The 24,122-nt window shown below is 61.6% G+C and carries 19 protein-coding genes and 1 pseudogene; 13 read left to right on the top strand and 7 right to left on the bottom strand.

Going from position 1 to position 24,122, the window contains the following annotated elements; translation table 11 throughout:
* Positions 1-126: 126 nt before the first annotated feature.
* The 3 genes from ACTG2U_RS06325 to nadK form a co-directional block, all read right to left on the bottom strand.
* A complete protein-coding gene (locus ACTG2U_RS06325) occupies positions 127-1,017 on the bottom strand; it encodes a manganese-dependent inorganic pyrophosphatase (protein ID WP_429089108.1) in 891 nt (296 codons plus the stop codon).
* A 314-nt stretch (positions 1,018-1,331) separates the two neighbouring features.
* Positions 1,332-2,996: a DNA repair protein RecN gene (gene recN / locus ACTG2U_RS06320; RefSeq protein WP_439974219.1), complete on the bottom strand. Its 1,665-nt coding sequence runs from the start codon at positions 2,994-2,996 to the stop codon at positions 1,332-1,334.
* A gap of 250 nt (positions 2,997-3,246) precedes the next feature.
* Positions 3,247-4,131 (bottom strand): NAD(+) kinase, encoded by an 885-nt coding sequence (gene nadK, locus ACTG2U_RS06315; RefSeq protein ID WP_005338038.1) that lies wholly within the window; start codon positions 4,129-4,131, stop codon positions 3,247-3,249.
* Between the two features lie 291 nt (positions 4,132-4,422).
* On the opposite strand from nadK, the gene grpE reads away from it, so the two are divergent.
* The 8 genes and pseudogenes from grpE (at position 4,423) to ACTG2U_RS06275 (ending at position 15,211) form a co-directional block, all read left to right on the top strand.
* Positions 4,423-4,998, top strand: a complete 576-nt coding sequence (gene grpE, locus ACTG2U_RS06310; protein ID WP_005338036.1) for a nucleotide exchange factor GrpE — start codon at positions 4,423-4,425, stop codon at positions 4,996-4,998.
* Positions 4,999-5,296: 298 nt separating this feature from the next.
* Positions 5,297-7,225 (top strand): molecular chaperone DnaK, encoded by a 1,929-nt coding sequence (dnaK, locus tag ACTG2U_RS06305; RefSeq protein WP_042053028.1) that lies wholly within the window; start codon positions 5,297-5,299, stop codon positions 7,223-7,225.
* 101 nt (positions 7,226-7,326) lie between these two features.
* Positions 7,327-8,469 carry a molecular chaperone DnaJ gene (gene dnaJ / locus ACTG2U_RS06300; RefSeq protein WP_005338032.1) on the top strand — a complete coding sequence of 381 codons (1,143 nt, stop codon included), beginning with the start codon at positions 7,327-7,329 and terminating at the stop codon, positions 8,467-8,469.
* Positions 8,470-8,733: 264 nt separating this feature from the next.
* Positions 8,734-10,238: pseudogene (locus ACTG2U_RS06295) on the top strand (carbohydrate porin).
* A 115-nt stretch (positions 10,239-10,353) separates the two neighbouring features.
* Positions 10,354-11,310 carry an aminoimidazole riboside kinase gene (locus ACTG2U_RS06290; protein WP_439974218.1) on the top strand — a complete coding sequence of 319 codons (957 nt, stop codon included), beginning with the start codon at positions 10,354-10,356 and terminating at the stop codon, positions 11,308-11,310.
* An 83-nt stretch (positions 11,311-11,393) separates the two neighbouring features.
* Positions 11,394-12,758 (top strand): sucrose-specific PTS transporter subunit IIBC, encoded by a 1,365-nt coding sequence (locus ACTG2U_RS06285; protein WP_043818633.1) that lies wholly within the window; start codon positions 11,394-11,396, stop codon positions 12,756-12,758.
* Positions 12,758-14,173 (top strand): glycoside hydrolase family 32 protein, encoded by a 1,416-nt coding sequence (locus ACTG2U_RS06280; protein WP_439974217.1) that lies wholly within the window; start codon positions 12,758-12,760, stop codon positions 14,171-14,173. Before ACTG2U_RS06285 ends, ACTG2U_RS06280 begins: the two co-directional genes overlap by 1 nt.
* Before the next feature lie 27 nt (positions 14,174-14,200).
* Positions 14,201-15,211 carry a LacI family DNA-binding transcriptional regulator gene (locus tag ACTG2U_RS06275; RefSeq protein WP_439974216.1) on the top strand — a complete coding sequence of 337 codons (1,011 nt, stop codon included), beginning with the start codon at positions 14,201-14,203 and terminating at the stop codon, positions 15,209-15,211.
* 95 nt (positions 15,212-15,306) lie between these two features.
* Here the strand turns inward: ACTG2U_RS06275 and ACTG2U_RS06270 are convergent, their stop codons facing one another.
* The 4 genes from ACTG2U_RS06270 to ACTG2U_RS06255 form a co-directional block, all read right to left on the bottom strand.
* Complete coding sequence (locus ACTG2U_RS06270) at positions 15,307-16,035, bottom strand: MgtC/SapB family protein (protein ID WP_005350335.1); 729 nt, start codon at positions 16,033-16,035, stop codon at positions 15,307-15,309.
* A gap of 218 nt (positions 16,036-16,253) precedes the next feature.
* Positions 16,254-16,658 carry a hypothetical protein gene (locus ACTG2U_RS06265; RefSeq protein WP_374811011.1) on the bottom strand — a complete coding sequence of 135 codons (405 nt, stop codon included), beginning with the start codon at positions 16,656-16,658 and terminating at the stop codon, positions 16,254-16,256.
* Positions 16,659-17,038: 380 nt separating this feature from the next.
* Positions 17,039-18,310: an NAD(P)/FAD-dependent oxidoreductase gene (locus ACTG2U_RS06260; RefSeq protein ID WP_005338013.1), complete on the bottom strand. Its 1,272-nt coding sequence runs from the start codon at positions 18,308-18,310 to the stop codon at positions 17,039-17,041.
* Positions 18,311-18,364: 54 nt separating this feature from the next.
* Positions 18,365-18,550: a YgaP family membrane protein gene (locus ACTG2U_RS06255; protein WP_005344304.1), complete on the bottom strand. Its 186-nt coding sequence runs from the start codon at positions 18,548-18,550 to the stop codon at positions 18,365-18,367.
* An 88-nt stretch (positions 18,551-18,638) separates the two neighbouring features.
* On the opposite strand from ACTG2U_RS06255, the gene ACTG2U_RS06250 reads away from it, so the two are divergent.
* Genes ACTG2U_RS06250 through ACTG2U_RS06230 form a run of 5 tightly spaced genes read left to right on the top strand, consistent with a single transcriptional unit; the run spans position 18,639 to position 24,104 of the window.
* Entirely contained in the window at positions 18,639-18,953 is a 315-nt protein-coding gene (locus tag ACTG2U_RS06250) for an ArsR/SmtB family transcription factor (protein WP_005338008.1), read from the top strand.
* Positions 18,953-19,366: a YeeE/YedE family protein gene (locus ACTG2U_RS06245; RefSeq protein ID WP_064338373.1), complete on the top strand. Its 414-nt coding sequence runs from the start codon at positions 18,953-18,955 to the stop codon at positions 19,364-19,366. The genes ACTG2U_RS06250 and ACTG2U_RS06245 overlap by 1 nt, the downstream gene beginning before the upstream one ends.
* A gap of 13 nt (positions 19,367-19,379) precedes the next feature.
* A complete protein-coding gene (locus ACTG2U_RS06240) occupies positions 19,380-19,850 on the top strand; it encodes a YeeE/YedE family protein (protein WP_335812596.1) in 471 nt (156 codons plus the stop codon).
* A gap of 41 nt (positions 19,851-19,891) precedes the next feature.
* Positions 19,892-20,947, top strand: coding sequence for an efflux RND transporter periplasmic adaptor subunit (locus ACTG2U_RS06235; protein WP_335812633.1), 1,056 nt, complete (start codon positions 19,892-19,894; stop codon positions 20,945-20,947).
* Complete coding sequence (locus ACTG2U_RS06230; RefSeq protein WP_439974215.1) at positions 20,940-24,104, top strand: efflux RND transporter permease subunit; 3,165 nt, start codon at positions 20,940-20,942, stop codon at positions 24,102-24,104. Before ACTG2U_RS06235 ends, ACTG2U_RS06230 begins: the two co-directional genes overlap by 8 nt.
* Positions 24,105-24,122 lie beyond the last annotated feature (18 nt).

Below are 24,122 nucleotides of genomic sequence, written 5' to 3'. Positions count from 1 at the left end.
GCGTAAGTGAGAGACCGGAGGGGTGAGCCAGATGATCAGCAAGAGGATGGGGAGTGCGGCTGGCGGTGGCGATGAAAAAGCCCTGCGCAGAGGCAGGGCTTTGGAATAGGTGATGGCGAGGGAGGATCAGGCCTTGGCCAGCAGATCCATCACCCATGGCAGACCCTGCTTCTTGCGGCTGACAAAGCCCGGGTGGTAGCTGGACTCTGCCGGTACTTTGGTGTGCTCGGTAAAGTAGATACGGCTCGCAGCCGCAGTCAGGTCAGTCACCATCAGCACGAAGAAGTCGAGCCCTTCGCTCGCCACGCGCTGGGCCATCTCCTGCTGCAGGGCTGGCAGGTGCTCGGCCAGCTGCTGCTCGCTGCCCACTTCGATCTGGCTCATGATGAAGCTGCAACCTTCCGCCTGGAACGCTTTCTCATCCTGCTGCAGCAGTTGAGCCGGAGTCAGGCCGCTCAGGTCGGTTTTCGCCATCAGCAGCTGTTGGCCGAATTCGGCCAGCGATACTTCGGCTAGCGGTGCCAGACGCTCACAGGCGATCTTGTCCTGCTCGGTGGTGGTCGGCGAGGTGAGACAGAGGGTGTCGCTCATGATGGCACCTAGCATCAGGCGAGCCTGGCTGCGGGTCACAGTGCCTTGCTGGCTCAGCAGATCGAAGGCGATGGTGCAGGTGCAGCCGACGGCCCGGATCCAGGCATCCAGCGGAGACTGGGTGACCAGGGTACCGAGACGGTGGTGATCCACCAGACCCAATACATTGGCTTGTGCCAGTGTGGCAGGGCCCTGTTCCAGATCACTGAAATCCACCAGCCAGACATCTTCACCGGTCAGATCTTTGGTCAGCAACTCGGGTTCGCTGACGCCAGCCTGCTCCAGAATAAAACGGGTTTCGGTGCGCAGGTCACCCAGACGCCATGGGGTGGCCTGACGGCCCTGGCCATTGAGCCAGTCGGTGATAACCAGCGCACTGCAGATACTGTCGCTATCAGGATTCTTGTGACCAAAAACGTGGATCATAGACAAAGCCTCACAATTGGATACCCATAAAGGGGGGCAACACTATGCGAAATCCGCCACATGAAGGCAACTGGATCCACGCCCATGTTGCTGCCAGCTTCGCCTAACTCGCCATTTTATTGATCTGGGTCGGTAATCCTTACGCGAGTTCGGTTCTCACAGTTGGCTATTGGCTATTGGCTATTGGCTATTGGCTATTGGCTATTGGCTATTGCTAACTGTGCAGGCTATGGCACTCGTCCGTACCTGCGCAGTCAACATGTTCGGTCTGCCCTGTCAGTCGCTATCGCTGCAAATCGGCTTTATTGCCAGATTCAACGACGCAGCAGCTCGCGGGCGTTGGCCAGGGTGTTGTCAGTGATCTGGTCACCACCGAGCAGGCGTGCCAGCTCGTTGAGACGGGCAGCCTCATCAAGGGCACTCATTTGGGTTTCGGTGGTTTTGCCATCGGTATGCTTGCTCACCACCATATGCTGGTGGCCGTTGCCTGCCACCTGAGGCAAGTGAGTGACCACCATCACCTGAGTGGACTCCCCGAGCTGGCGTAGCAGGCGACCTACCACAGCGGCAGTCGGACCGCTGATCCCCACATCCACCTCATCGAAAATCAGGGTCGGAGTGGAGATCTTGCGGGCGCTGATCACCACGATGGCGAGGCTGATACGTGACAGTTCGCCGCCTGAAGCCACCTTGCCAAGCGGCTGGATCGGTTGGCCCGGGTTGGTGGTGACCATAAATTCCACCCGATCTATACCCAGCGGAGAGAGGCTGCTCTGGGCATCGGGGCGTACCTCGATGGCAAAACGGCCATCGGGCATCGCCAGTTCGTGCATGCTGTTGGTCACCTTGGCGCCCAGTTCCTGGGCGTAACGCTGACGGCTCTGGCTCAGTGCTTCGGCGGCCTGGACAAAAGCCTGTCGGGCCTCGGCCAGCTCATCTTCCATCCCCTCTAACCGCTCTTCGTCGGAGTTGAGGCGGGCGAGATCGGAGGCTAGCTCTTGATGGTGCTGGGCCAGATCCGCCGGTTTGACGTGGTGCTTGCGGGCCAGATTGATCGCCTTGGAGAGGCGGGCCTCCAGCTCGTTAAAACGTTCGGGATCCAGCTCCAGCCGATCGAGGTAGCTACGCAGCTCGCTGTGACTCTCCTGCACCCCGATCAGCGCTTCGTTCAGCATCTCCAGTACCGGGGTGAGGCGGCTGTCCATGCTGACCAGCCCCTCGGCCCGATCGACGGCCGATTGCAGCAGCCCTGCGATAGTGGTCTCTTCGTTGTCATAGAGCAGATCGAGGCAAGCGCCGCACTCCTGCATCAACTCGGTGCCGTTGGCGAGACGCTGGTGCTCCTCTTCTATCTCTTCAAACTCCCCCGGCTGCAGGGCAAATTCGTCCAGCTCCTGCACCTGATACTCGATAAGCTGGCGACGGGCCTCCCGCTGCTGCTGCTCAGCTTTGAGCCGGTTCAGTTCGTTTTGCAGTTGGCGCCACTGCTGATAGTGCTGGCGCACCTCGTCGAGCAGCAGATGGTGACCGGCATAACCATCGAGCAGAGCGAGCTGATAGTCGGGTTTGAGCAGCATCTGGTGGGCATGCTGACCGTGTACGTTGACCAGCAGCTGGCCCAGATTCTTGAGCTGGGTGAGGGGGACGGGCACGCCGTTGATATAGCTGCGGGAGCGGCCCTCGGCGGAGATGACTCGCCGCACGATACACTCACCTTCGTTTTCCAGTTCGTTGGTGGCGAGCCAGGCGCGGGCGGCCGGGTTGTTGTCCAGCAGGAAGCGGGCGCTGACCTCGCTTTTGTCGCTATCGGGTCGCACCATGCCGGCTTCGGCCCGCTCTCCGAGGCAGAGACCGAGAGCATCGATGGCGATGGATTTACCGGCGCCGGTCTCCCCTGTGATGCAGGTCATGCCCGGTTGCAGATCGAGTTCGAGAAACTTGACGATGGCGAAGTTGTTGACGGTCAGCTGGGTCAGCATGGTCTCATCCTGTATAGGTCAACATTACTGTGTATGCATCCAGTATATACTGGTCTTATATACAGTAAAGAGGGCGCCGCCATTTTTAACGCAGGAAAGCCGCGCCAGTGCGGTATGGCTATGAGAATGCGGTACTGACTATTGGTACGCGGTACGGGTATGAGAGTGCAGGGGACGTTGCCACGACAGAAAAGAGAAGGGCGCCAATTCAGGCGCCCTCTGTGGCAATGCCGTTGTCGGTCAGCGCCGATTAAAACAGCTTGCTGCCCCAGCCGAGCTTGTTGCGCAGCACGTGGAAGTAGCTGTAGTCGAGGGGATGCACCAGATGAAGCTGGTGGTGGCTCTTCTTGATGAGGATCTCGTCCCCCGGGTGGACCGCCAGGGTCACCTGACCGTCACAGCTGACCTGCATGGCATCGTCCTGATTATCCGGCGAGACCAGCAGCCGCACTTCACTGTCGGCATCGAGTACGATGGGGCGACTGCTCAGGGTGTGCGGGAACATGGGCACCAGCGTGATGGCGTTGAGCTTGGGGGTGAGGATGGCGCCGCCCGCCGACAATGAGTAGGCGGTGGAGCCGGTCGGGGTGGCCACTATGATGCCGTCCGAGCGCTGGCTATACATAAAGCTGCCATCGATATAGACCTCGAACTCGATCATGTGGGCGATCTTGCCCGGGTGCAGCACTGCTTCATTCACCGCCAGATTGCTCGACTTGCGCTCGCCGTGGCGATAGACCGAGGCCTCCAGCAGGAAGCGGTGTTCGCTCTTGTAGTGACCGGAGAGCACCTGCTCCAGCGGCAGCAGGTAATCTTGTGGCGAGAGATCGGTCAGAAAGCCGAGGTTGCCCCGGTTCACCCCGATCACCGCCACATCGAAGCGCGACAGCACCCGCGCCGCCCCCAGCATGTTGCCGTCACCGCCGACCACGATGGCGAGATCGGCCTGCTGGCCCAGTTGCACCAGATCCATCACGTTTTCATCGAGGATGCTCAGGGTCTGGGCGACCCGGCTCTCCACCAGAACCCGAAAGCCGCGGGCGGTCAGGTATTGATGCAGGCCGGTCAGCGTCTGGTTGGCCCCCTCATGGTGGGGTTTGCCAATCAGGGCGATGGTTTTGAACGGAGAATCCATAGTCAGTCAGATCTGGGATGGGTATTGCGGGCCAGTATACAGTGCTTTGCTCCGCTTGTGACGCTCTCCCGTGTGAGGGTGTCGGCTATCCCCTTGAGGCTAATGGTTAAACGGTGAGCGGTAACCCGGATAAACCGACGGTTGCGGCTATTCAGCAACCCAGATTGCCCTTTACCCCTTGAAAGCCGGGGATGCATCCCCATAATAGCGCCAACATAGTCGGTCTGTTGTCGTCCGGTCGCTCAACCAGACGTCAGGGCCCTCATAAGTAACCCCGGAATTGGAGATGTCATGAACCACGAAGAGCAAAAGGTTGAAGCGATGGAGCAAGTGGAAGCCCAGCCAGTCGAGCCGACCGATGTAGACAGTGAAGTGACAGCCGAGCAGGCCCGCATTGCCGAACTGGAAGCGCAGCTGGAAACCGCCATCCAAAAAGCGGCGGAAGAGCGTGAACGCGCCCTGCGTACCGCCGCCGAGATGGAGAACCTGCGCCGTCGTACCGAGCTGGATGTGGAGAAGGCGCACAAATTCGCTCTGGAGAAGTTCGCCAATGAACTGCTGCCGGTGCTGGACAACCTTGAGCGTGCCATCGAACTGGCCGACAAGGAGAACGAAGCCCTCAAGCCGATGATCGAAGGTGTCGAGCTGACCCTGAAATCCATGCAGAGCGGCGTGGCCAAGTTTGGTCTGGTGGCGCTCGACCCGATCAACCAGCCGTTTGACCCCAACGCCCATCAGGCGATGAGCATGGTACCGAGTGCCGATGTTGCCCCGAACACCGTCATTGCAGTGATGCAGAAGGGCTATGACCTCAACGGTCGGGTGATCCGTCCGGCCATGGTGATGATCGCCAAAGCGGTCGACTGATTGGCTGTGGGTGCCCGAGCCCGCCCCGTGGCGGGCTTTTTGTTTCGCAGTGCAGCACCTGTTCATCTTGCCCGGTTTTACGGCTCAACGTGACCGCGCAACCATGACAAAGGGTGTGGTTTTTTAGGGTTGGGGCTTGAAGCTGCGTCCGGCGACCCCATATAGGTAGCAAGGCCGCGGCGGCACAAAAAATTTGATGCCGGGAGCTTGAAAGCCAGATTGGCAGCCCCCACCTAGCCGTTAACGCATTAAGGCGAGTTCCTCGCCAGTTTATTCAAAGTATTTGGAGATTCGTCAAATGGGTAAAATCATCGGTATTGACCTGGGTACTACCAACTCCTGCGTCGCTATTCTGGATGGCGACACTGCTCGCGTGATCGAGAACGCAGAAGGCGATCGTACTACTCCGTCCATCATTGCCTATGCCGATGATGGCGAGATCCTGGTTGGTCAGCCGGCCAAGCGTCAGGCCATCACCAACCCGAAAAACACCCTGTTCGCCATCAAGCGTCTGATCGGTCGTCGTTTTGAAGATGAAGAAGTGCAGCGTGACCTGAAAATCATGCCGTACGCCATCGCCAAAGCTGACAACGGCGACGCTTGGGTTGAAGTGAAGGGCAAGAAAATGGCACCGCCGCAGATCTCTGCCGAAGTGCTGAAAAAGATGAAAAAGACCGCTGAAGACTACCTGGGCGAGCCGGTAACCGAAGCTGTTATCACTGTTCCGGCCTACTTCAACGACGCCCAGCGTCAGGCTACCAAGGATGCCGGTCGCATCGCCGGTCTGGATGTAAAACGCATCATCAACGAGCCGACTGCTGCTGCTTTCGCTTACGGCGTGAACAAGGTCAAGGGCGAGCGCAAGGTTGCCGTATATGACCTGGGTGGCGGTACTTTCGATATCTCCATCATCGAGATCGACGAAGTGGAAGGCGAAACCACCTTCGAAGTACTGGCGACCAACGGTAACACCCACCTGGGTGGTGAAGACTTTGACAACCGCGTCATCAACTACCTGGTTGACGAGTTCAAGCGTGAGCAGGGCATCGACCTGCGCAACGACCAGCTGGCTCTGCAGCGTCTGAAAGATGCCGCCGAGAAAGCCAAGATCGAGCTCTCTTCTGCCCAGCAGACCGACGTCAACCTGCCGTACATCACTGCAGATGCCACCGGTCCGAAGCACATGAACATCAAGGTGACCCGCGCCAAGCTGGAATCCCTGGTGGAAGACATGGTGAAAGACTCTCTGGAGCCGGTTCGTGTCGCCCTGAAAGACTCCGGTCTGGCAGTTGGCGAGATCGACGACGTGATCCTGGTTGGTGGTCAGACCCGTATGCCGCTGGTTCAGAAGACCGTTGCCGAGTTCTTTGGCAAAGAGCCGCGTAAAGACGTCAACCCGGACGAAGCCGTGGCCATGGGTGCTGCCATCCAGGGTGCCGTACTGTCCGGTGACAAGACCGACGTACTGCTGCTGGACGTTACCCCGCTCTCTCTGGGTATCGAAACCATGGGCAGCGTGATGACTGCGCTGATCGAGAAGAACACCACCATTCCGACCAAGAAGTCCCAGGTGTTCTCCACTGCCGAAGACAACCAGTCTGCCGTGACCATTCACGTGCTGCAGGGTGAGCGCAAGCGCGCCAGCGACAACAAGTCTCTGGGCCAGTTCAACCTGGAAGGCATCCGTCCGGCACCGCGTGGTCTGCCGCAGATCGAAGTGACCTTCGACATCGATGCCAACGGTATCCTGCACGTCTCTGCGAAAGATAAAGAGACCAACAAAGAGCAGAAGATCACCATCCAGGCCTCCTCTGGTCTGTCTGATGACGAGATCGAGCGCATGGTACGCGAAGCCGAAGCCAACGCGGCCGAGGACAAGAAGTTTGAAGAGCTGGTACAGGCTCGCAACCAGGCTGATGGTCTGGTCCACTCCGTACGCAAGCAGATCACCGAAGCCGGTGAAGCCCTGCCTGCCGACGACAAGACCAAGATCGAAGCCGCTCTGAGCGAGCTGGAAGTTGCCATCAAGGGTGACGACAAGGCTGCTATCGAAGCCAAACAGCAGGCGCTGCTGGAAGCGTCCCAGAAGCTGATGGAAATTGCCCAGCAGCAGGCTCAGGCCCAGGGTGCAGCCGGTGCTGATGCCGGTCAGTCCTCCTCTTCTGCCAAGGCTGACGACGACGTAGTCGACGCCGAGTTCGAAGAAGTGAAAGACGACAAGAAGTAAGCCCTACCCAGATGGGCGGAGTCCGCTTCGCCCATCGGCTTGGTCAATGAATTCACGGGCGTTGGGTAACCAACGCCCGTCTGCGTAACCACAGGATGAGTATGTCGAAGCGCGATTTCTACGAAGTACTGGGTGTGGCGAAAGATGCCGACGATCGCGAGATCAAGAAGGCGTACAAGCGCCTGGCCATGAAGTATCACCCGGATCGTAACCAGGGTGATGCCGCATCCGAAGAGAAGTTCAAAGAGGTCAAGGAAGCCTACGAGGTCCTGACCGATGCCAACCTGCGTGCCCGTTACGACCAGTACGGCCATGCCGGTGTCGACCCGAGCCAGGGTGGCGGTGGCCACGGTGGCTTTGGCGGCGGTGCCGACTTCGCCGACATGTTTGGTGACGTATTCGGTGACATCTTCGGCGGTGGCCGTGGTGGTGCCCGTCGTGGCCCGGCCCGTGGCTCCGACCTGCGTTACACCATGGAGCTGACGCTGGAAGAGGCGGTACGCGGGGTCTCCAAGGAGATCAAGGTGCCGACTCTGGTTCACTGCGAAGTCTGTAACGGCTCCGGTGCCCACACCGGCAGCAGTGCCCAGACCTGCCCGACCTGCCACGGCTCCGGCCAGGTGCAGATGCGTCAGGGCTTCTTCGCGGTGCAGCAGGCATGTCCGCACTGTCACGGCCGCGGCAAGATCATCAAGGATCCGTGCCGCAAGTGCCACGGTGAAGGTCGCTACCAGCGCACCAAGACCCTGTCGGTGAAAATTCCGGCGGGCGTCGATACCGGCGATCGCATCCGTCTCTCCGGTGAAGGGGAAGCGGGGGAAGCAGGAGCTCCGGCAGGGGATCTCTACGTACAGGTGCACGTCAAAGAGCACGAGATCTTCGTGCGTGACGGCAACAACCTCTACTGTGAAGTGCCCATCAGCTTCACCGCAGCTGCGCTGGGTGGCGAGATTGAAGTGCCGACCCTGGATGGCCGCGTCAAGCTCAAGGTCACTCCGGAGACCCAGACTGGCAAGATGTTCCGCATGCGCGGCAAGGGCGTGAAGTCAGTACGCTCCGGCCAGGTAGGGGATCTGATGTGCAAGGTGGTGATCGAAACCCCGGTCAACCTCACCGAGCAGCAGAAAGAGCTGTTGCGCCAGCTGGACGAGTCGTTCAGCGGTGCCGCTGCCAAGACCCACAAGCCGAAATCGGAAGGCTTCTTCGAAGGGGTGAAACGCTTCTTCGACGATCTGACCAGCTGATTTCAGCGACCCGAATAAACAGAGCCGGCCTTGTGCCGGCTCTTTTTTTGCCCGCCATTTCGCCAAGATCCGCCCTATTGAGTGGATCCTGATGAGGGATCCTCCTCACAACTCCCGCCAATTCCTGCTGTACAAATGTTATCCCGCTCACACTGTTGCTGAAACGGTTTAGTTGTTGCATTGAATTGGCTAAAGCGGTTTAGCTATGCTTCGTCTGTCGATAACAACAGCGCCCGTCCGGGCCACAGATGACAGGTGAGGAAGATGATGATGTTCAAGAGCAAGTTGGCGCTGGCGGTAGCGCTGGGATTGGGGATGAGCAGCCCGCTGTGGGCGGCGCAGGGGAGTGTTGCAGGTGAGAGTGTCGAGGCCAGACTGGCGGCGCTGGAGGCGCGGGTACAGGCGGCTGAAGCGAGAGCCGAGGCGGCAGAGAGCCGTGCCAGTCAGGCGGAAGTGAAGGCGAGCGCGGCCAGCGAGAAGGCGCAGGTGGCCGACAACCGCAGCCAGAAGGTGGATGAGAAGACAGCAGGTGCCCAGGGCTTCGAGTTTCACGGCTATGCCCGCTCGGGCCTGCTGGTCAACGGCAATGGCAACGGCGGGCGCGGCGGCCCCTACATCACCCCGGCAGGATCCGTGGGCGGGCTGTCGGTCGCCTTGGCAACGAGGATGACACCTACATGGAGGCCAACCTGCTGAAAACCCAGACCTTCGAGGATGGCAGCTGGGCCCGCTACAAGCTGATGCTGGCAGACGGGGTGGAGACCAGCAACGACTGGACCGCCAGCGATTCGAGCCTCAATACCCGTCAGGTGTTTGCCGAGATCGGTAATCTGGCGAGCTTCGACGGCCCTTTCAAGAATGCGGTGCTGTGGGCGGGCAAGCGCTTTGACCGCGACAACTTCGATATCCACTGGCTCGATTCCGACGTGGTGTTCCTGGCCGGTACCGGCGGCGGCGTCTACGACGTGCAGCTGGCCGACAGCTGGAAGGCCAACTTCTCCCTCTATGGCCGCGATTACGGCGACATCAGCGCCAGTGGCCTCTCCGATATCGAGAGCTACATTCTCACCATGAACAACCGCGTCGGCAACTGGCAGTGGATGGTGAACGGCCTCTCGGCCAAGGACAATGACGCCCGCATCAATGACAAGGGGGTGGGCAGCGAGGCGGCGGACAAGGGGGCACACACCCTGCTGGCCTACCACGGCGAGAGCTTCTTTGGCATCAACCCAGGGTTTGCCAAGGCGGCGGTGCTGTACGGCCATGGGCTGGGGGCCGAGGTCAAGGGGCTGGGCTCTGACAGCGAGCTGTTGCCGGACGCCGATGCGGTGCGGGTCGCCGTGTTTGGCGCCACCGATCTCAACTCGCGCTGGCGTTTTGCCCCGGCCCTGCTGGCCGAGCAGAGTCAGGATCGCTACGTGAAAGGAGATGAGTACCGCTGGCTTACCGTCAATACCCGGGTGGCGCAGGTGCTGAGCCAGAACGTCGAGCTGGTCTACGAGGCGGCCTGGCAGTACATGGATCTCGATCCCAAGGGTTACAAGGGACGCCAGGCGGTGAATGGCAACTTCACCAAGCTCACCTTCGCCCCCACCTTCAAGGCGCAGACCGCCGGCTTCTTCGAACGGCCCGAACTGCGGGTGTTCGCCAGCTGGATGGACTGGTCCTCCGAGCTCGACAACTACGCCAGCGACGATGCCATGGGCCAGAGCAACTTCACCGCCGGTGGCGAGTGGAACTTTGGCGTACAGATGGAAACCTGGTTCTAGTTCGTTATCCCGATCACAAAAATGGCAGTCGGTGCCGAGATCTATTGGTTGGCTAAAACGGTTTAGCTGATAATGCTAGCCAACAGAATAGAGTTCGGGTTTGACCGTGGATCCGATGCAGCAGTGGAGTAGCAAGGTGACGAATCGTGTGTGGGTAATGGGGGATGCGGTGGTGGACTTGATCCCGGAAGGGGCGTTGCACTACCTCAGGTGTCCGGGTGGCGCGCCCGCCAATGTGGCGGTTGGCGTGGCACGGCTGGGCGGCGATGCGGCCTTTATCGGCCGGGTTGGAGCTGACCCGTTCGGCCGCTTTATGGCCGACACCTTGCGCGGGGAGGGGGTGGATATCGGTGCGCTGCGGCTCGATCCAGACCATCGCACCTCTACCGTGTTGGTGGCACTGGATGACGAGGGGGAGCGCAGCTTCACCTTTATGGTGCGCCCCAGTGCCGACCAGTTCCTCACCCCGGATGAGTTGCCCCGCTTCAAGGCCGGTCAGTGGTTGCTGACCTGCTCCATCGCGCTAGCCAACGAGCCGGTACGCACCAGCTGCCTGCAGGCCATGGCGGCCATCAAGGCGGCAGGCGGGCGAGTCTGCTTCGACCCCAACCTGCGCCCCGAGGTGTGGGGCAACCCCGCCGAGATGCTGCCGCTGGTGCGTCAGGCCATCGGGCAGGCGGATGTGGTCAAGCTCTCCATTGAGGAGCTGCAACTGCTGAGTGGCGAGGATGAACTGGTCGCCGGGCTTGCGACTCTCTCTGGCCCGGCGCTGGTGCTGGTGACCAGAGGGGCGGCCGGGGTGGTGGCTCGCCTTGATGGCGAGTTGCTGGAGTGGGTGGGGCAGAAAGTGACGCCCATCGACACCACGGGGGCGGGGGATGCCTTCGTCGCCGGTCTGCTGGCGGCGCTGGCCGGGCGCTCGTCGCTGCCGACACTGGCCGAGTTGCCCGCCATTCTGGCGCAGGCTCACGGCTGCGGGGCACTTGCCACCACCGCCAAGGGGGCGATGACGGCGTTGCCGACCCGTACTGAACTGGATGCCTTTTTGCGATCAAGCGCAAGCGGCTGTTGAGCTGAGGCTAGAAGCCCGGTTCGACAGCCCCTACTCTCATGTGACAAGGGCCCGCCAGCGTGGCGGGTCATAAGAGGAAGAATATGAATATCAGTGCGATAGCCAAGGATCTGGTGCCCCTGCTCGGGGGCAAGGAGAATATCGTCAGCGCTGCCCACTGCGCCACCCGGCTGCGGTTGGTGCTGGCCGATGACAGCAAGGTAAACAAGGCCGCCATCGACAAGCTGGAGGGGGTCAAGGGGTGCTTTAGCAACGCGGGCCAAATTCAGGTGATCTTCGGCACCGGTCTGGTCAACAAGGTCTATGCGGAGTTTGTGGCGCTGACCGGTACCGGCACCGCCAGCAAGGCTGAGTTGACCGACATGGCGGCGGCCAAGCTCAACGTGGCTCAACGGTTGGCGCGAACCCTCTCCAACATCTTCGTGCCGATCATTCCGGCCATCGTCGCCTCCGGCCTGCTGATGGGGCTGCTCGGCATGGTGCGCACCTACGGCTGGGCCAATGCCGACAGCGCCCTGTTTGTGATGCTCGACATGTTCAGCTCGGCGGCATTTATCATATTGCCCATTCTGATCGGCTTTACGGCAGCACGTGAGTTCGGTGGCAATCCGTACCTCGGGGCGACCCTTGGCGGCATCCTCACCCACCCGGCGCTAACCAACGCCTGGGGCGTGGCCGGTGGCTTCAAGACCATGGATTTCTTCGGGCTCGATGTCGCCATGATCGGCTATCAGGGCACCGTCTTCCCGGTGCTCTTGGCGGTCTGGTTTATGTCCCATCTGGAGAAACAGCTGCGCAAGCGCATTCCGGATGCGCTGGATCTGATCCTCACGCCGTTTCTCACCGTCATCATCACCGGTTTCGTGGCGCTGCTCTTTATCGGCCCGGCGGGTCGGGTGCTGGGGGATGGCATCTCGTTCGGTCTGAGCGCCCTCTATGAGCAGGCGGGCTGGCTGGCGGGGCTGGTGTTTGGCGGCACTTACTCGCTTATCGTCATCACCGGCATCCACCACAGCTTCCACGCCATCGAGGCGGGGTTGCTGGCCAATCCGCAAATTGGCGTCAACTTCCTGCTGCCCATCTGGGCCATGGCCAACGTGGCACAGGGCGGGGCTTGCCTCGCGGTCTATTTCAAGACCCGCGATGTGAAGATCAAGGCCATTACCGTGCCGGCGGCCATGTCCTGCCTGCTGGGTATCACGGAAGCGGCGATCTTCGGGGTCAACCTGCGTTACATCAAACCCTTTCTCGCCGGTCTGTTTGGCGGGGCCTGCGGCGGCGCCTACGTGGTGGCGGCCAAGGTGGGGATGACGGCGGTGGGGCTGACCGGTATTCCCGGCATGGCCATCGTCCAGCCCATGAGCCTTATTCACTACATCATCGGGCTGGTGATCGCCTTTGGCGCCGCCTTCGCTGCATCCTACCTGCTCAAGTACAAGGTGGAGTGATGAAGGAAAGCGATCTTCTCAACCAGATTGTCCGGTCGTTGCTGGCCGGACAGCTCAAGGCGGCGGCCGATCCCCATCGGCCCCACTGGCATCTGGCAGCCCCGGTGGGGCTGCTTAACGATCCCAACGGCTTTATCGAGCACGACGGGCGCTACCACCTCTTCTACCAGTGGAACCCGCTGGGCTGCGAGCACCGCAACAAGGGCTGGGGCCATGTCACCTCCACCGATCTGCTGCATTGGCAGCACGAGCCCATCGCCTTGCTGCCCACCGAGGCCTATGAGAGCCACGGCTGTTATTCTGGCTCGGCGGTGAGCGATGAGCAGGGGTGCCTGACCCTTATCTACACAGGTAATGTCAAATACCCGGATGGCAGCCGCACCGCCTATCAGTGTCTGGCCCGCGCCGACGGTGAGGGCGGTTTTGCCAAGCTGGGGCCCGTGCTGGATCTGCCCGAAGGCTACAGCGGCCACGTGCGCGACCCCAAGGTGTGGCACGACGGCAAACAGTGGCTGATGGTGCTGGGCGCGCGCACCCTGGATGACAAGGGGGAAGTGCTGCTCTATCGCGGTGACACCCTGCAAAGCTGGCAGCGGGTGGGCCCCATCGCCGGTAGCGGGCGAGGGGGGCTGGGCGAGTTTGGCTATATGTGGGAGTGCCCGGATCTCTTCCCGCTGGGGGAGCTCCATGTGCTGATCAGCTGCCCGCAGGGGATTGCCCCGGCAGGCGAGGATTATCGCAACCTCTACCAGTGCGGCTGGCTTTCTGGCAACTTCGACGGCGAGCGCTTCGAGCACGGGGCTTTCCACGAGCTAGATCGGGGCTTCGAGTTCTATGCGCCGCAAACTACCCTGGACACTCAGGGTCGCCGCCTCTTGTTTGGCTGGCTGGGTCTACCGGAGGAGAACGAGATGAGCCAGCCCACTGTCGCTTACGGCTGGATCCACCAGATGAGCTGCCCGCGGGAGCTGTTCTGGCAGGATGAGTGGCTCTGCCAGCGGCCGGTGGCGGAGCTTGCGGCGCTCAAGGGAGAGCTGACCCGTTTCGAGGGGACGCTTGGCGAGTTTTCGGGGATGGCCATCGACTCGGCCTGGCTCGATCTGGATCTGTGTGGTGAGGGGAGTCTCTGGTTCGGTGCCGTGGCCGAGCTGGTGTGGCAGCCGGACCGCATCACCTTGCGGCGCCAGAACTGGCAGAGCGGGACGTGGGAGACCCGCAGCAGCCCATGGGCTGGCGGGCGGATCACCGTCCTGTGCGATCGCTCCAGTCTGGAGTGTTTCATCGATGAGGGGCGAAACAGCCTGTCGGCGCGCTACTTCCCCGGGGACAAGCCGCAACTTTCATCAGGCAACGGCGATGATGGCTGCAAAATTTGCCTCAATCACTGGCCGCTGTCGGCGTGCCTAGTACAATAGCCCGGTTCTAGTCAGCCGGGAGGCCAGGTGGAGAAGAAGAAACGGATCACGATTGCCCAGATCGCCGAACTGGCGGGGGTGTCCAAGGCGACCGCCAGTCTGGTGCTCAACGGGAAGAGTGCGGAGTACCGCATTGCCGACGATACCCGCAAGCGCATTCAGGCGGTGGCGGAGGAGTGTCACTACCTGCCGAGCTTTCACGCCCGCTCCCTGCGCGAGACCCGCAGCTACACCTGGGGGTTGGTTATCCCCGATCTCACCAACTTCGGTTTTGCCCGCATCGCCCGCGCCCTCGAGGCGGACTGCCGGGAGGCGGGTATCCAGCTGCTGATCGCCTGCTCCGAGGATGATCCCGCTCTCGAGCAGCGGGTGGTGGACAACCTCATCAGCCGTCAGGTGGACGGGCTGATTGTCGCCTCCAGCGGCCACAGCGATGACATCTATGCCCGTATCCACGACCGCCTGCCGGTGGTGCAGCTCGACCGCCATATTGGCGAGTCGCGCCTGCCCATGGTGATCTCCGATGCCTGCAAGGCCACCGCCGAGCTGGTGCGGGACATGACCAGCGAGTGCGGCGAGGAGATCTACTACTTCGGCGGCCTGCTGGATCTCTCCCCCAGTCGTCATCGGCTGGCGGGCTATGAGCTGGGGCTCCATCGCGCCGGTTTTGAAGCCGATGCAGCCCGGGTGCGTCATCGCGACTATCAGCCGAGCTCCGGTTATCAGCTGATGGCTGAGCTGGTGGCCGAGCTGGGAGCGCCTCCCAGGGGGCTCTTTACCGCCTCCTTTACTTTGCTGGAAGGGGTGCTGCGCTACCTCAACGAGGCAGGGCTGATGGAGACGGGCATGCGCCTGTGCACCTTCGATGATCACGACCTGCTCGACTGCATTCCCATGCGCATCGACTCGGTGGCGCAGGATTGTCCGGCGCTGGCCCTCGCCGCTTTCGAGCTGATGCAGCAACTGATTGCGGGCAATCCCCCGGCGCAGACTGCCCAGGTGATCACCCCCAAGGTGCGCTGGCGCAGTCGCCGCTAGCCACGCCGTGTCACCCATCCCATATGAGAAAGCCCCGCCATTGCTGGCGGGGCTTTTTGCTGTTGGCGGATGGAGCCATGACTCTGGCCGACAGCTCAGTCGGTGGTACTGGTGCGCCAGAACACCTGCTTGATATGGGGGTGGATGCCGAGTTTCACCATCAGGGCATCGAGCTCGTCGCCATCGATGGAGGTAGCCAGCAGCACCGCCGAGATCTCCAGATCCCCCTCGCCAAACGGCTCGATATCGAGTTCGCTCAAGGGGTAGTTGGCCTGCTCCAGCATCTCCTCGAGCCAGTGCAGCACCTCTTTTTGATGCTCGCGCTGGGTCAGGGCCGTCACCTTGTAGGTCACTTCGGTGTCGGTATTGTCCACCGGGCGGCGGTTGATCTGGTTGACCAGCGGTCTCAGCAGGGTGTTGGCGGCCAGCACGAACAGGGCCCCCAGAATTGCCTCCATGGCCAGTCCGGCACCACAGGCGGCGCCGACCGCAGCAACGCCCCACAGGGTGGCGGCGGTGTTGATGCCGCGGATATTGCCCGACTCGCGCATGATGACGCCGGCGCCGAGAAAGCCGATGCCGGAGACGATATAGGCCACCACATGGACCACGTTGTAGTTGCCGCCGTGCAGGTCATAGATACGCTGGGCCAGACTGACGAACAGGGCGGCCCCTACGGCGACCAGCACGTTGGTGCGCAGGCCCGCGGTACGTTGGCGGTACTGGCGCTCCAGCCCGACCAGACTGCCGAGCACAAAGGCGAGCAGCAGGCTGGCCAGGGTGTCGAGCAGGGAGATCATGTCAATTTGTTGCCACATCTTCATGGCGTACTCCTTCTGATGAGCGCTGGTTTGGCGCAATCCATGATGAAACGCCGGGAGGCGGATGGATCAGGGGATGATTGCGCGGATGGCCAGCAGACAAACAAAAACGCGGCGTCCCGGGGCGCGAGCACCATCAGATGCCCTGACGCTCGGAGAGGACGCAACAAGCGGGGCCAGCGTGGCTGGCCCCTTTCACTGTGGTTAACGCAGGTGTGCGGTCAGTTGAGTTCGGGATCGCAGTCGATGCGCGGGCGCAGTTGCCAGCGCACCGGATGTGCTACTCCGACCTGATGAACGAACTGCACCAGATAGCGTCGCTGGGGCGGGGTGCACTGCAGGTTGAGCACCAGCTCTCGCCCGCCGCCGCGACCCGGCTTCATCGATTGCATCGGTTGCAGCCCGGCCGGTTGCAACGTGTGGTTCACCATATCCAGCACCTGCTCCATATCGGCGCGATCCTCACAGCGGATCTGCAGCCGGTAGTGGTGCTGACGCTGTTTGCCGCCCAGCCAGCGTGGCAGCATGCCACGGCCGAGCCGGCTCAACAGGGGGTGAGCCCGGGTAGCAACAGAACCTGTTACGACCGTGCGATCCGCAGCCGGTTTGATTGAGATAAAACGCATAGCAGCCTCCTTGTGGGAAGCAGAAACTATGCAGGCATGGCGACCGTGGCGGTTGGCCTCTGGTTGCCAGACGTCAAGTGTAAAAAGGGAGAAGAGGGGAGTGGATTTCCGCTTCTCGCAGGGTTGCGAGCATGCGGCAGAGAAAGACCTGCGGCTAGCTCGCGACCTTGGTACCGACGATGAGGGTCGGTCTACAACTGTCACTTGATGAGTTGCCCACTGATGGTCTCCGCTATTGATAAGAGGCTCGAATGATAGCCGAGGTGGCAGGCAGGGTAAACCCCGCGCCGCCCGCAGCAACATCTTGAAACATAATCGAAAGCCCCGTTTTGCCGCGCAGGGCCGTAAAAAGAGACCCGGCGAGGGCCGGGTCTGCGGGGTCATTCGGTCTTGTCGATGCCGAGGTATTTGAGCATCAGTTTCTCGTAGATGGGCTCGGTATCCCCCACCTGCATCTTGTGCAGGAAGTACTTCTCAAAGGCGATCTTGGCCAGATGGACCCACTTTCCTTTCTTGAACCAGGCGACGTTGCGCGGCGGGATCTGCGGCATGGCGACGAAAGCGGCGCCGGTGTCCCCCATGTCTGCCAGACAGATGGCATTCCACACTGCCTTGGTCACCGGCGGCTGGCCGCTGAGCTCCGCCTTGATGTTGTGGCTCAGGGTGCGCACCATGGCCTCAATCATGTAGCCGGTCTTGGGCACCCCGGTCGGTACCGGCGTCTTGTGCGGCGGGGCAATGGCGATGCAGACCCCGGCGGCGTAAATCTGCGGGAAGGCGGGATTACGCTGGTGCTCGTCGACGATGACAAAGCCGCGGGGATTGACCAGCCCCTCGATGCCCCGCAGCGGTGCAATGCCGACAAAGGCGGGCAGCATCATGGCGTGTTTGTAGGGCAGAGTGTGGGTGCGCTTGATGTTGCCCTCATCGTCCAGCTCCTCCACCGTCATCTGGCCATCTTGCGCCGCCACAGTGCGGGCATTGCAGATCCACTGCACGTCGCGCATCCGCAGTTCGCTCTCCAGCATCCCCTTGGAGTCGCCCACGCCGTTGAGACCAAGGTGGCCGATGTAGGGCTCGCTGGTGACAAAGGTCATGGGCACATTTTTTCTCACCTTCTTGTCGCGCAGGTGGCGATCGAGGATGAACGCATACTCGTAGGCGGGGCCGAAGCAGGAGGCGCCCGGCATGGCGCCGACAATCACCGGGCCGGGCTCATCGACCAGGGCACTGACACTGTGGCGGCACTCTTCGGCGTGTGAGAGGGTACAGACGCTGGTGGTGCCACCGGATTCGGGGCCAGCCCCCGTCACCTCGTCAAAGGCGAGAGCCGGGCCGGTGCAGATTGCCAGAAAGTCGTAACGCAGGGTCTGGCCATCGGAGAGGGTGAGCTGCTGCGCTGCCGGTTGCAGCTCGGTCAGGGCGGCATGGATAAAGCGGATCCCCTTTTTCTTCACATGGGGTTCGATGGGGATCGAGGTCTCCTTGCGCTCCCGCCACTGGACGGCAATCCAGGGGTTGGAGGGGGTAAATTCAAAGTCCGGCTTGTCATTGATGAGGATCACCTCATGCTGCTTGCCCAGTTCGGCCTTGAGTTCGTAGGCGGCAGACATGCCCCCGAGACCCGCGCCGATGACGATTACCGTTGCCATGTTCAGCCTCCTGCGTTTATTACACGCTCATGTGAGCCGGGTCATCCGACCCGTTTATTTAAATCCTATCCGTTTGAGGATCATCGCTGCCGGGCAGAAACCGGTGAATGCGCTCTGGATCAGGTTGACCCCGACAAAGGCACTTAACCAGACAAAGCCCGGATGAACCCAGGTGGTAAGGATCAGCGAGAGCAGCAACATGCAACCCGCGACGATTCTGACTCCGTTATCTACTGTCATGGTCTTTCTCCTTATCTACTTTAGATATTGCTAATTTAGTGTTGTTTTATACAATAGAACAAATATCAGCAATTGCTAATTTACTCTTATGAGCCAATTCGACGAGATGAACAGACATGCGACAGCCGCCGCCTCCCTGCTCAAGGCGTTGGCTCATCCCGAACGCCTGATGGTGCTCTGCCAACTGGTGGAGGGGGAGAAGGGGGTCGGGGAGCTGCTGGCCCATAGCCAACTCGGGCAGTCGGCCTTCTCCCAGCAACTTTCGGTATTGAAGCGCTACGGCCTGATCCGTTCGCGCAAGGTCTCCCAGCAGATCTACTACTCGCTGGTGAGCGAGGCGGCCGCCGATGTGCTGGGGGCGCTGCAAACCCATTTTTGTCACTCGGAAAATAAGGAATCTTGATGATGGAAAGCCAATGGCTGCTCTCTTTGGGCGGTGGCATGCTGGCGGGGCTGTCGGCCCTGATCCTGATGTTGTTCAACGGCCGGGTTGCCGGGATCAGCGGCATTCTGGCCGGTGCACTGCAACACCGTGCGCCGTGGCGGGTGCTGTTTCTGCTGGGGCTGGGGGCGGGCGCCTGGTTGGCGCTGACCCTGGGTTGGGCCACCATGCCCGCATTCACCACCTTGCCCGGCTGGCCTGTAGTGCTGCTGGCCGGTCTGCTGGTCGGCATCGGTACCCGTCTTGGCAATGGCTGCACCAGCGGCCACGGCATCTGTGGCATGGGGCGGCTCTCCCTGCGCTCCATCGTCGCCACCCTGACCTTTATGGCGGCTGGCTTTATCACCGTCTTCGTCACTCATCATCTGCTGTAAGGGGCTGATTGCCATGAAGTTGCTGACAAGTTTGTTTGCGGGTGTGTTGTTCGGACTGGGGATGGCCATCTCCGGCATGATGGATCCCGCCCGGGTCACCGGTTTTCTCGATCTGGCCGGGGCCTGGGATCCCAGCCTCGCCTTCGTGATGGGAGGGGCCCTGCTGGTCTTTATGCCGGGTTATTTTCTGCTGGTGAAACCCCGTCGCCAGAGTGTGCTGGGGGATCCCATCGCAGCCGTACCAGCCCCTCGGCTGGAGCGCAGGCTGATCGGCGGGGCCGCGCTGTTTGGCATCGGCTGGGGATTGGTGGGCATCTGCCCGGGGCCAGCTCTGAGTCTCATTTCCAGCGGGCAGCCCATGATAATGTTGTTTATAGCGGCCATGGTGGCCGGGATCTTGCTGTTTGACAGAGGGCTGGCCAGGGTGCTGACCAAGGCGCCAGCTCGGGGAGTGGATAAGGTGCGCCAGTCCCATACCGCCTGATCCCGTGAAGTGATTGATGATGCCAGGGAAGGAGAGTAATGATGGAAAAGATCCGGTTGCTGGGGATCACCATGTTGGTGATGACATCGCAGGCCATGACATCCCCCCAGGCCCTTGCCGCAGACGGGGAGTCTATTGCCCCACTGACAGTGCCCCTGTTGACAGTGGCGCCACAGGCGGTGACCGACTGGCTGACGCTGGATGGCACCGTCAGTGCCATCAATCAGGGGACGGTGGCGGCCCAGACCAGCGGCCGGGTCTCCCGCATGCTGGTGGATGTGAACGATCAGGTGCAGGCGGGGCAACCGCTGCTGGAGATCAGCGGCAAAGAGCAGTTTGCCGCCGTCACGGGTGCCGAGGCGCGGCTGGCGCGGGCGCAGGCCCAGCAAGTGGAAGCCGAGCGCCAGCTTGCCCGCTTTCAGGCGCTGATTGCCAAGGGGGTGATCACCCGCGCCCAGCTCGATAATGCCCAGGCGACGGATCGCGCCGCCCGCGCCGAGGTGAACGCTGCCGATGCGGCCCTCACTCAGGCCCGCGAGGCCTACGGTTATACCCGCATTCTGGCCCCTTACGCCGGAGTCGTGACCAAACGGCTGGTAGAGCTGGGGGAGACTGTCGCCCCCGGTACCCCGCTGCTCTCCGGCTTCTCTCTAGACACACTGCGGGTGGAGGTGGAGTTGCCCCAATCCGCCCTTTCGCTGGCTCGTGAGCCTGCGGATGTGCAGGTGCTGCTGCCGGATGGCAAGCCTGTTACCCCGGTCAAATTGACCCGCTTCAACTATGCCGACAGCCAGAGCCACGCCTTCAGGTTGCGCCTCGACTTGCCGCCGCAAACCGCCGGGGTATTGCCCGGCATGTGGCTCAAGGTGCAGCTCAAACAGGGTGAACGTCAGGTGTTGCAGGTGCCGGATCGCGCCCTGCTGCGGCAAGGGGAGTTCAACGGCGTCTATCTGCAGCAACCCGCTGGCTGGGCCCTGACGCCGGTACGGGTCGGTCATTGCGTCGAGGGACAGTGCGAGATCCTGGCCGGGCTGCAAGCCGGTGACAAGCTGGCCCCCGATGCCTGGGCGCAGCAGCAGGAGGTGGCCCATGAGTAGCGAGCTGAACGGCAACAAGGAGAGGCTGGGGCCTGCCGGTCGGCTGGCTGCGCTGTTTCAGGGCTCGGCCATCACCCCGCTGCTGGCGCTGGTGGGGCTGTTGCTCGGTCTGTTTGCAGTGCTGGTGACCCCCAAGGAGGAGGAGCCGCAGATCGATGTCACCTTCGCCGATGTCTACATTCCCTTCCCGGGAGCCACTCCGGCTGAAGTGGCCTCTCTCGTCACCACCCCTGCCGAGCAGGTGGTCTCCCAAATAAAGGGCATTGATACCCTCTATTCTTTTTCCCAACCCGATGGCGCCCTGCTGGTGGTGGTGTTCAAGGTAGGGGTGAGCCGCGAGCAGGCCATCGTCGATCTCAACAACCAGCTCGACTCCAACCGCGATTGGCTGCCGCAGGGGATTGGAGTCGGTCAGCCGCTGGTAAAACCCCGGGGGATCGATGATGTCCCCATCGTCAGTTTGACCTTATGGAGCAAAGAGGGGAGCAAGCAACTGGGAGCACCCGAGCTGACCCGGGTCGCCCATGAGTTGGAGACCGAACTCAAGCGCATTCCCGGTACCCGCGATATCTACACGCTGGGCAGCCAGAGCGCCGTGCTGCGGGTGATGCCGGATCCGGCGGCCCTTAGCGCCCACGGCATCAGCTGGGGCGATCTGAGCCAGCGACTTGCGGCCGCCAATCAGGTGGGCCCGACACAGGCCATCGAGCAAGATAACCGGGAGATCAAGGTGCAGGTCGGGCAGTTCCTGCAAAGTGAGCTGGAGGCCCGTGAGCTGGTGGTGGGGCTGCACGACGGCAAGCCGGTCTATCTGGGGGAGGTGGCCAGGGTCTCTCTGGGTCAGGAGACCCCGACCAAGCGCAGCTGGATGGGGATGGGGCAGGCCAGTTATCCGGCGGTGACTCTGGCCATCGGCAAGCAGCCGGGCCAGAACGCGGTCGATGTGGCCAAGCGGGTGGAGGCGCGGGTCGAAAGTTTGCAGAACCGGCTCATCCCTGCCGGGGTCGAGGTGACGGTGACCCGGGACTACGGCGTTACCGCCGAGACCAAATCCAACACCCTGATCGGCAAGCTGATTTTTGCCACCACGGCGGTGGTGCTGCTGGTGCTGGTGAGCATGGGCTGGCGCGAGGCGCTGGTGGTGGGCGTTGCCATCGTCATCACCCTGGCACTGACCCTGTTTGCCAGCTGGGCCTGGGGCTTTACCCTCAACCGGGTGTCGCTGTTTGCGCTGATCTTCTCCATCGGCATTCTGGTGGATGACGCCATAGTCGTGGTGGAGAACATCCACCGCCATCGCGGTTTGGGCAAGGGGTCGCTCAAGGAGCTTATTCCGGGGGCGGTAGACGAGGTGGGGGGGCCGACCATACTGGCGACCCTGACCGTCATCGCGGCCCTGCTGCCGATGGCCTTTGTCAGCGGGCTGATGGGTCCTTACATGAGCCCCATTCCCATCAATGCCAGTATGGGGATGCTCATCTCCCTGCTGGTGGCCTTCATTTTCTCCCCCTGGCTGGCGAGCCATTTACTCAAGGGGGAGGCGCACGGTACCCACGGCGAGGCCAAGGCGGGTCTTTTTCACCGGCTGATGACCCCTTTCCTGATTGGTGATGGTGCCAAGCGCGCCAGACGCAAACTTTGGCTGGTGGTGTTGCTGCTGGTCGGGGCCGCCACCGCCATGCCGGTGGTGCAGTGGGTGGTGCTTAAGATGCTTCCCTTTGACAACAAGTCGGAATTTCAGCTGGTGCTCGATATGCCGGAGGGGGCGACCCTGGAGCAGACCGAGCGCACCCTGCTGGCGGTCGGGCGGGAGCTTGCCAAGGTGGAGGAGGTGAAGGATTACCAGATCTACGCCGGCACAGCCGCCCCCATCAATTTCAACGGCCTGGTGCGTCACTACTTTATCCGCAGCGGCGCCAACGTGGGGGATATTCAGGTCAATCTGGTGGACAAGCATGAGCGGGATCGCAGCAGCCACCAGATTGCCCAGTCGGTTCGGGAGCCGCTGCAGGCCATCGCCAGTGCGGCAGGGGGCAACCTGAAAGTCGTTGAGGTGCCGCCCGGCCCGCCGGTCTGGTCCCCCATCGTTGCCGAGATCTATGGCCCGACTCAGGCCGCCCGCGAAGCGGCCGCTCGCGCCGTACAGGCCCGTTTTGTGGCCACGGCGGATCTGGTGGATGTGGATATCTATCTGACCGACCCGCAGCCCAAGTGGCGGCTGGTGGTGGATCGCAGCAAGGCGGCCCTGCTCGGGGTTGATCTCGGGGATCTGGTGAACACCCTCAATGGCGGGGTGGGTTATCAGGATGCCAGCTGGCTGCAGGGGCATGGTGCCAAGTATCCGGTGCCGATCCGCATCGAGCTGGCACCCGGTGACAAACGGGATCTGGCGGGCGTATTGGCCCTCAAGGTGCGCAGCCAGAGCGGCCAGCTGGTGCGGGTCTCCGAGCTGGTGAGTCGCCGTGATGAGGTGGCCCCCAGCTATATCATGCACAAGAACATGCAGCCCATGGTGATGGTGGTGGCCGACATGGGTGGCCACACCGACAGCCCGCTCTACGGCATGTTTGCCGCCGGTGCCGATATCGACCTGCCCCAATATTACGTGCAGCAGCCCGACAAGCTGGGGGAGGTGGCGCTGTTGTGGGACGGGGAGTGGAAGATCACCTACGAGACCTTCCGCGATATGGGCATCGCCTACGGGGTGGGGATGATCCTCATCTATCTGCTGGTGGTGGCCCAGTTCCGCTCCTATCTGGTGCCGCTCATCATCATGGCCCCCATTCCGCTCACCATCATAGGGGTGATGCCGGGCCACGCCCTGTTGGGGGCCCAGTTTACCGCCACCTCGATGATCGGGATGATCGCCCTGGCCGGGATCATCGTACGCAACAGCATCCTGCTGGTGGACTTTATCGAGCAGCAGCGCAGCGCCGGAGTGGCGTTCGAGCAGGCGGTGATCGAAGCTGCGCAGGTGCGGGCCAAACCCATCATGCTGACGGCGTTGGCGGCGATGATCGGGGCCCTGTTTATCCTCGATGATCCCATCTTCAACGGACTGGCCATCAGCCTGATTTTCGGGATCCTGGTCTCCACTTTGCTCACCCTGGTGGTGATACCCTTGCTCTATTATGCCCTGCTCTCCCGACGCACATGACGGGAGTCACTAGCGAAA

The sequence above is a fragment of the Aeromonas sp. 95A genome, assembly GCF_051919235.1.
In the GTDB taxonomy this organism is placed as follows: Bacteria; Pseudomonadota; Gammaproteobacteria; order Enterobacterales; family Aeromonadaceae; genus Aeromonas; species Aeromonas veronii.
This window is presented reverse-complemented; position numbering and strand designations above follow the sequence as displayed.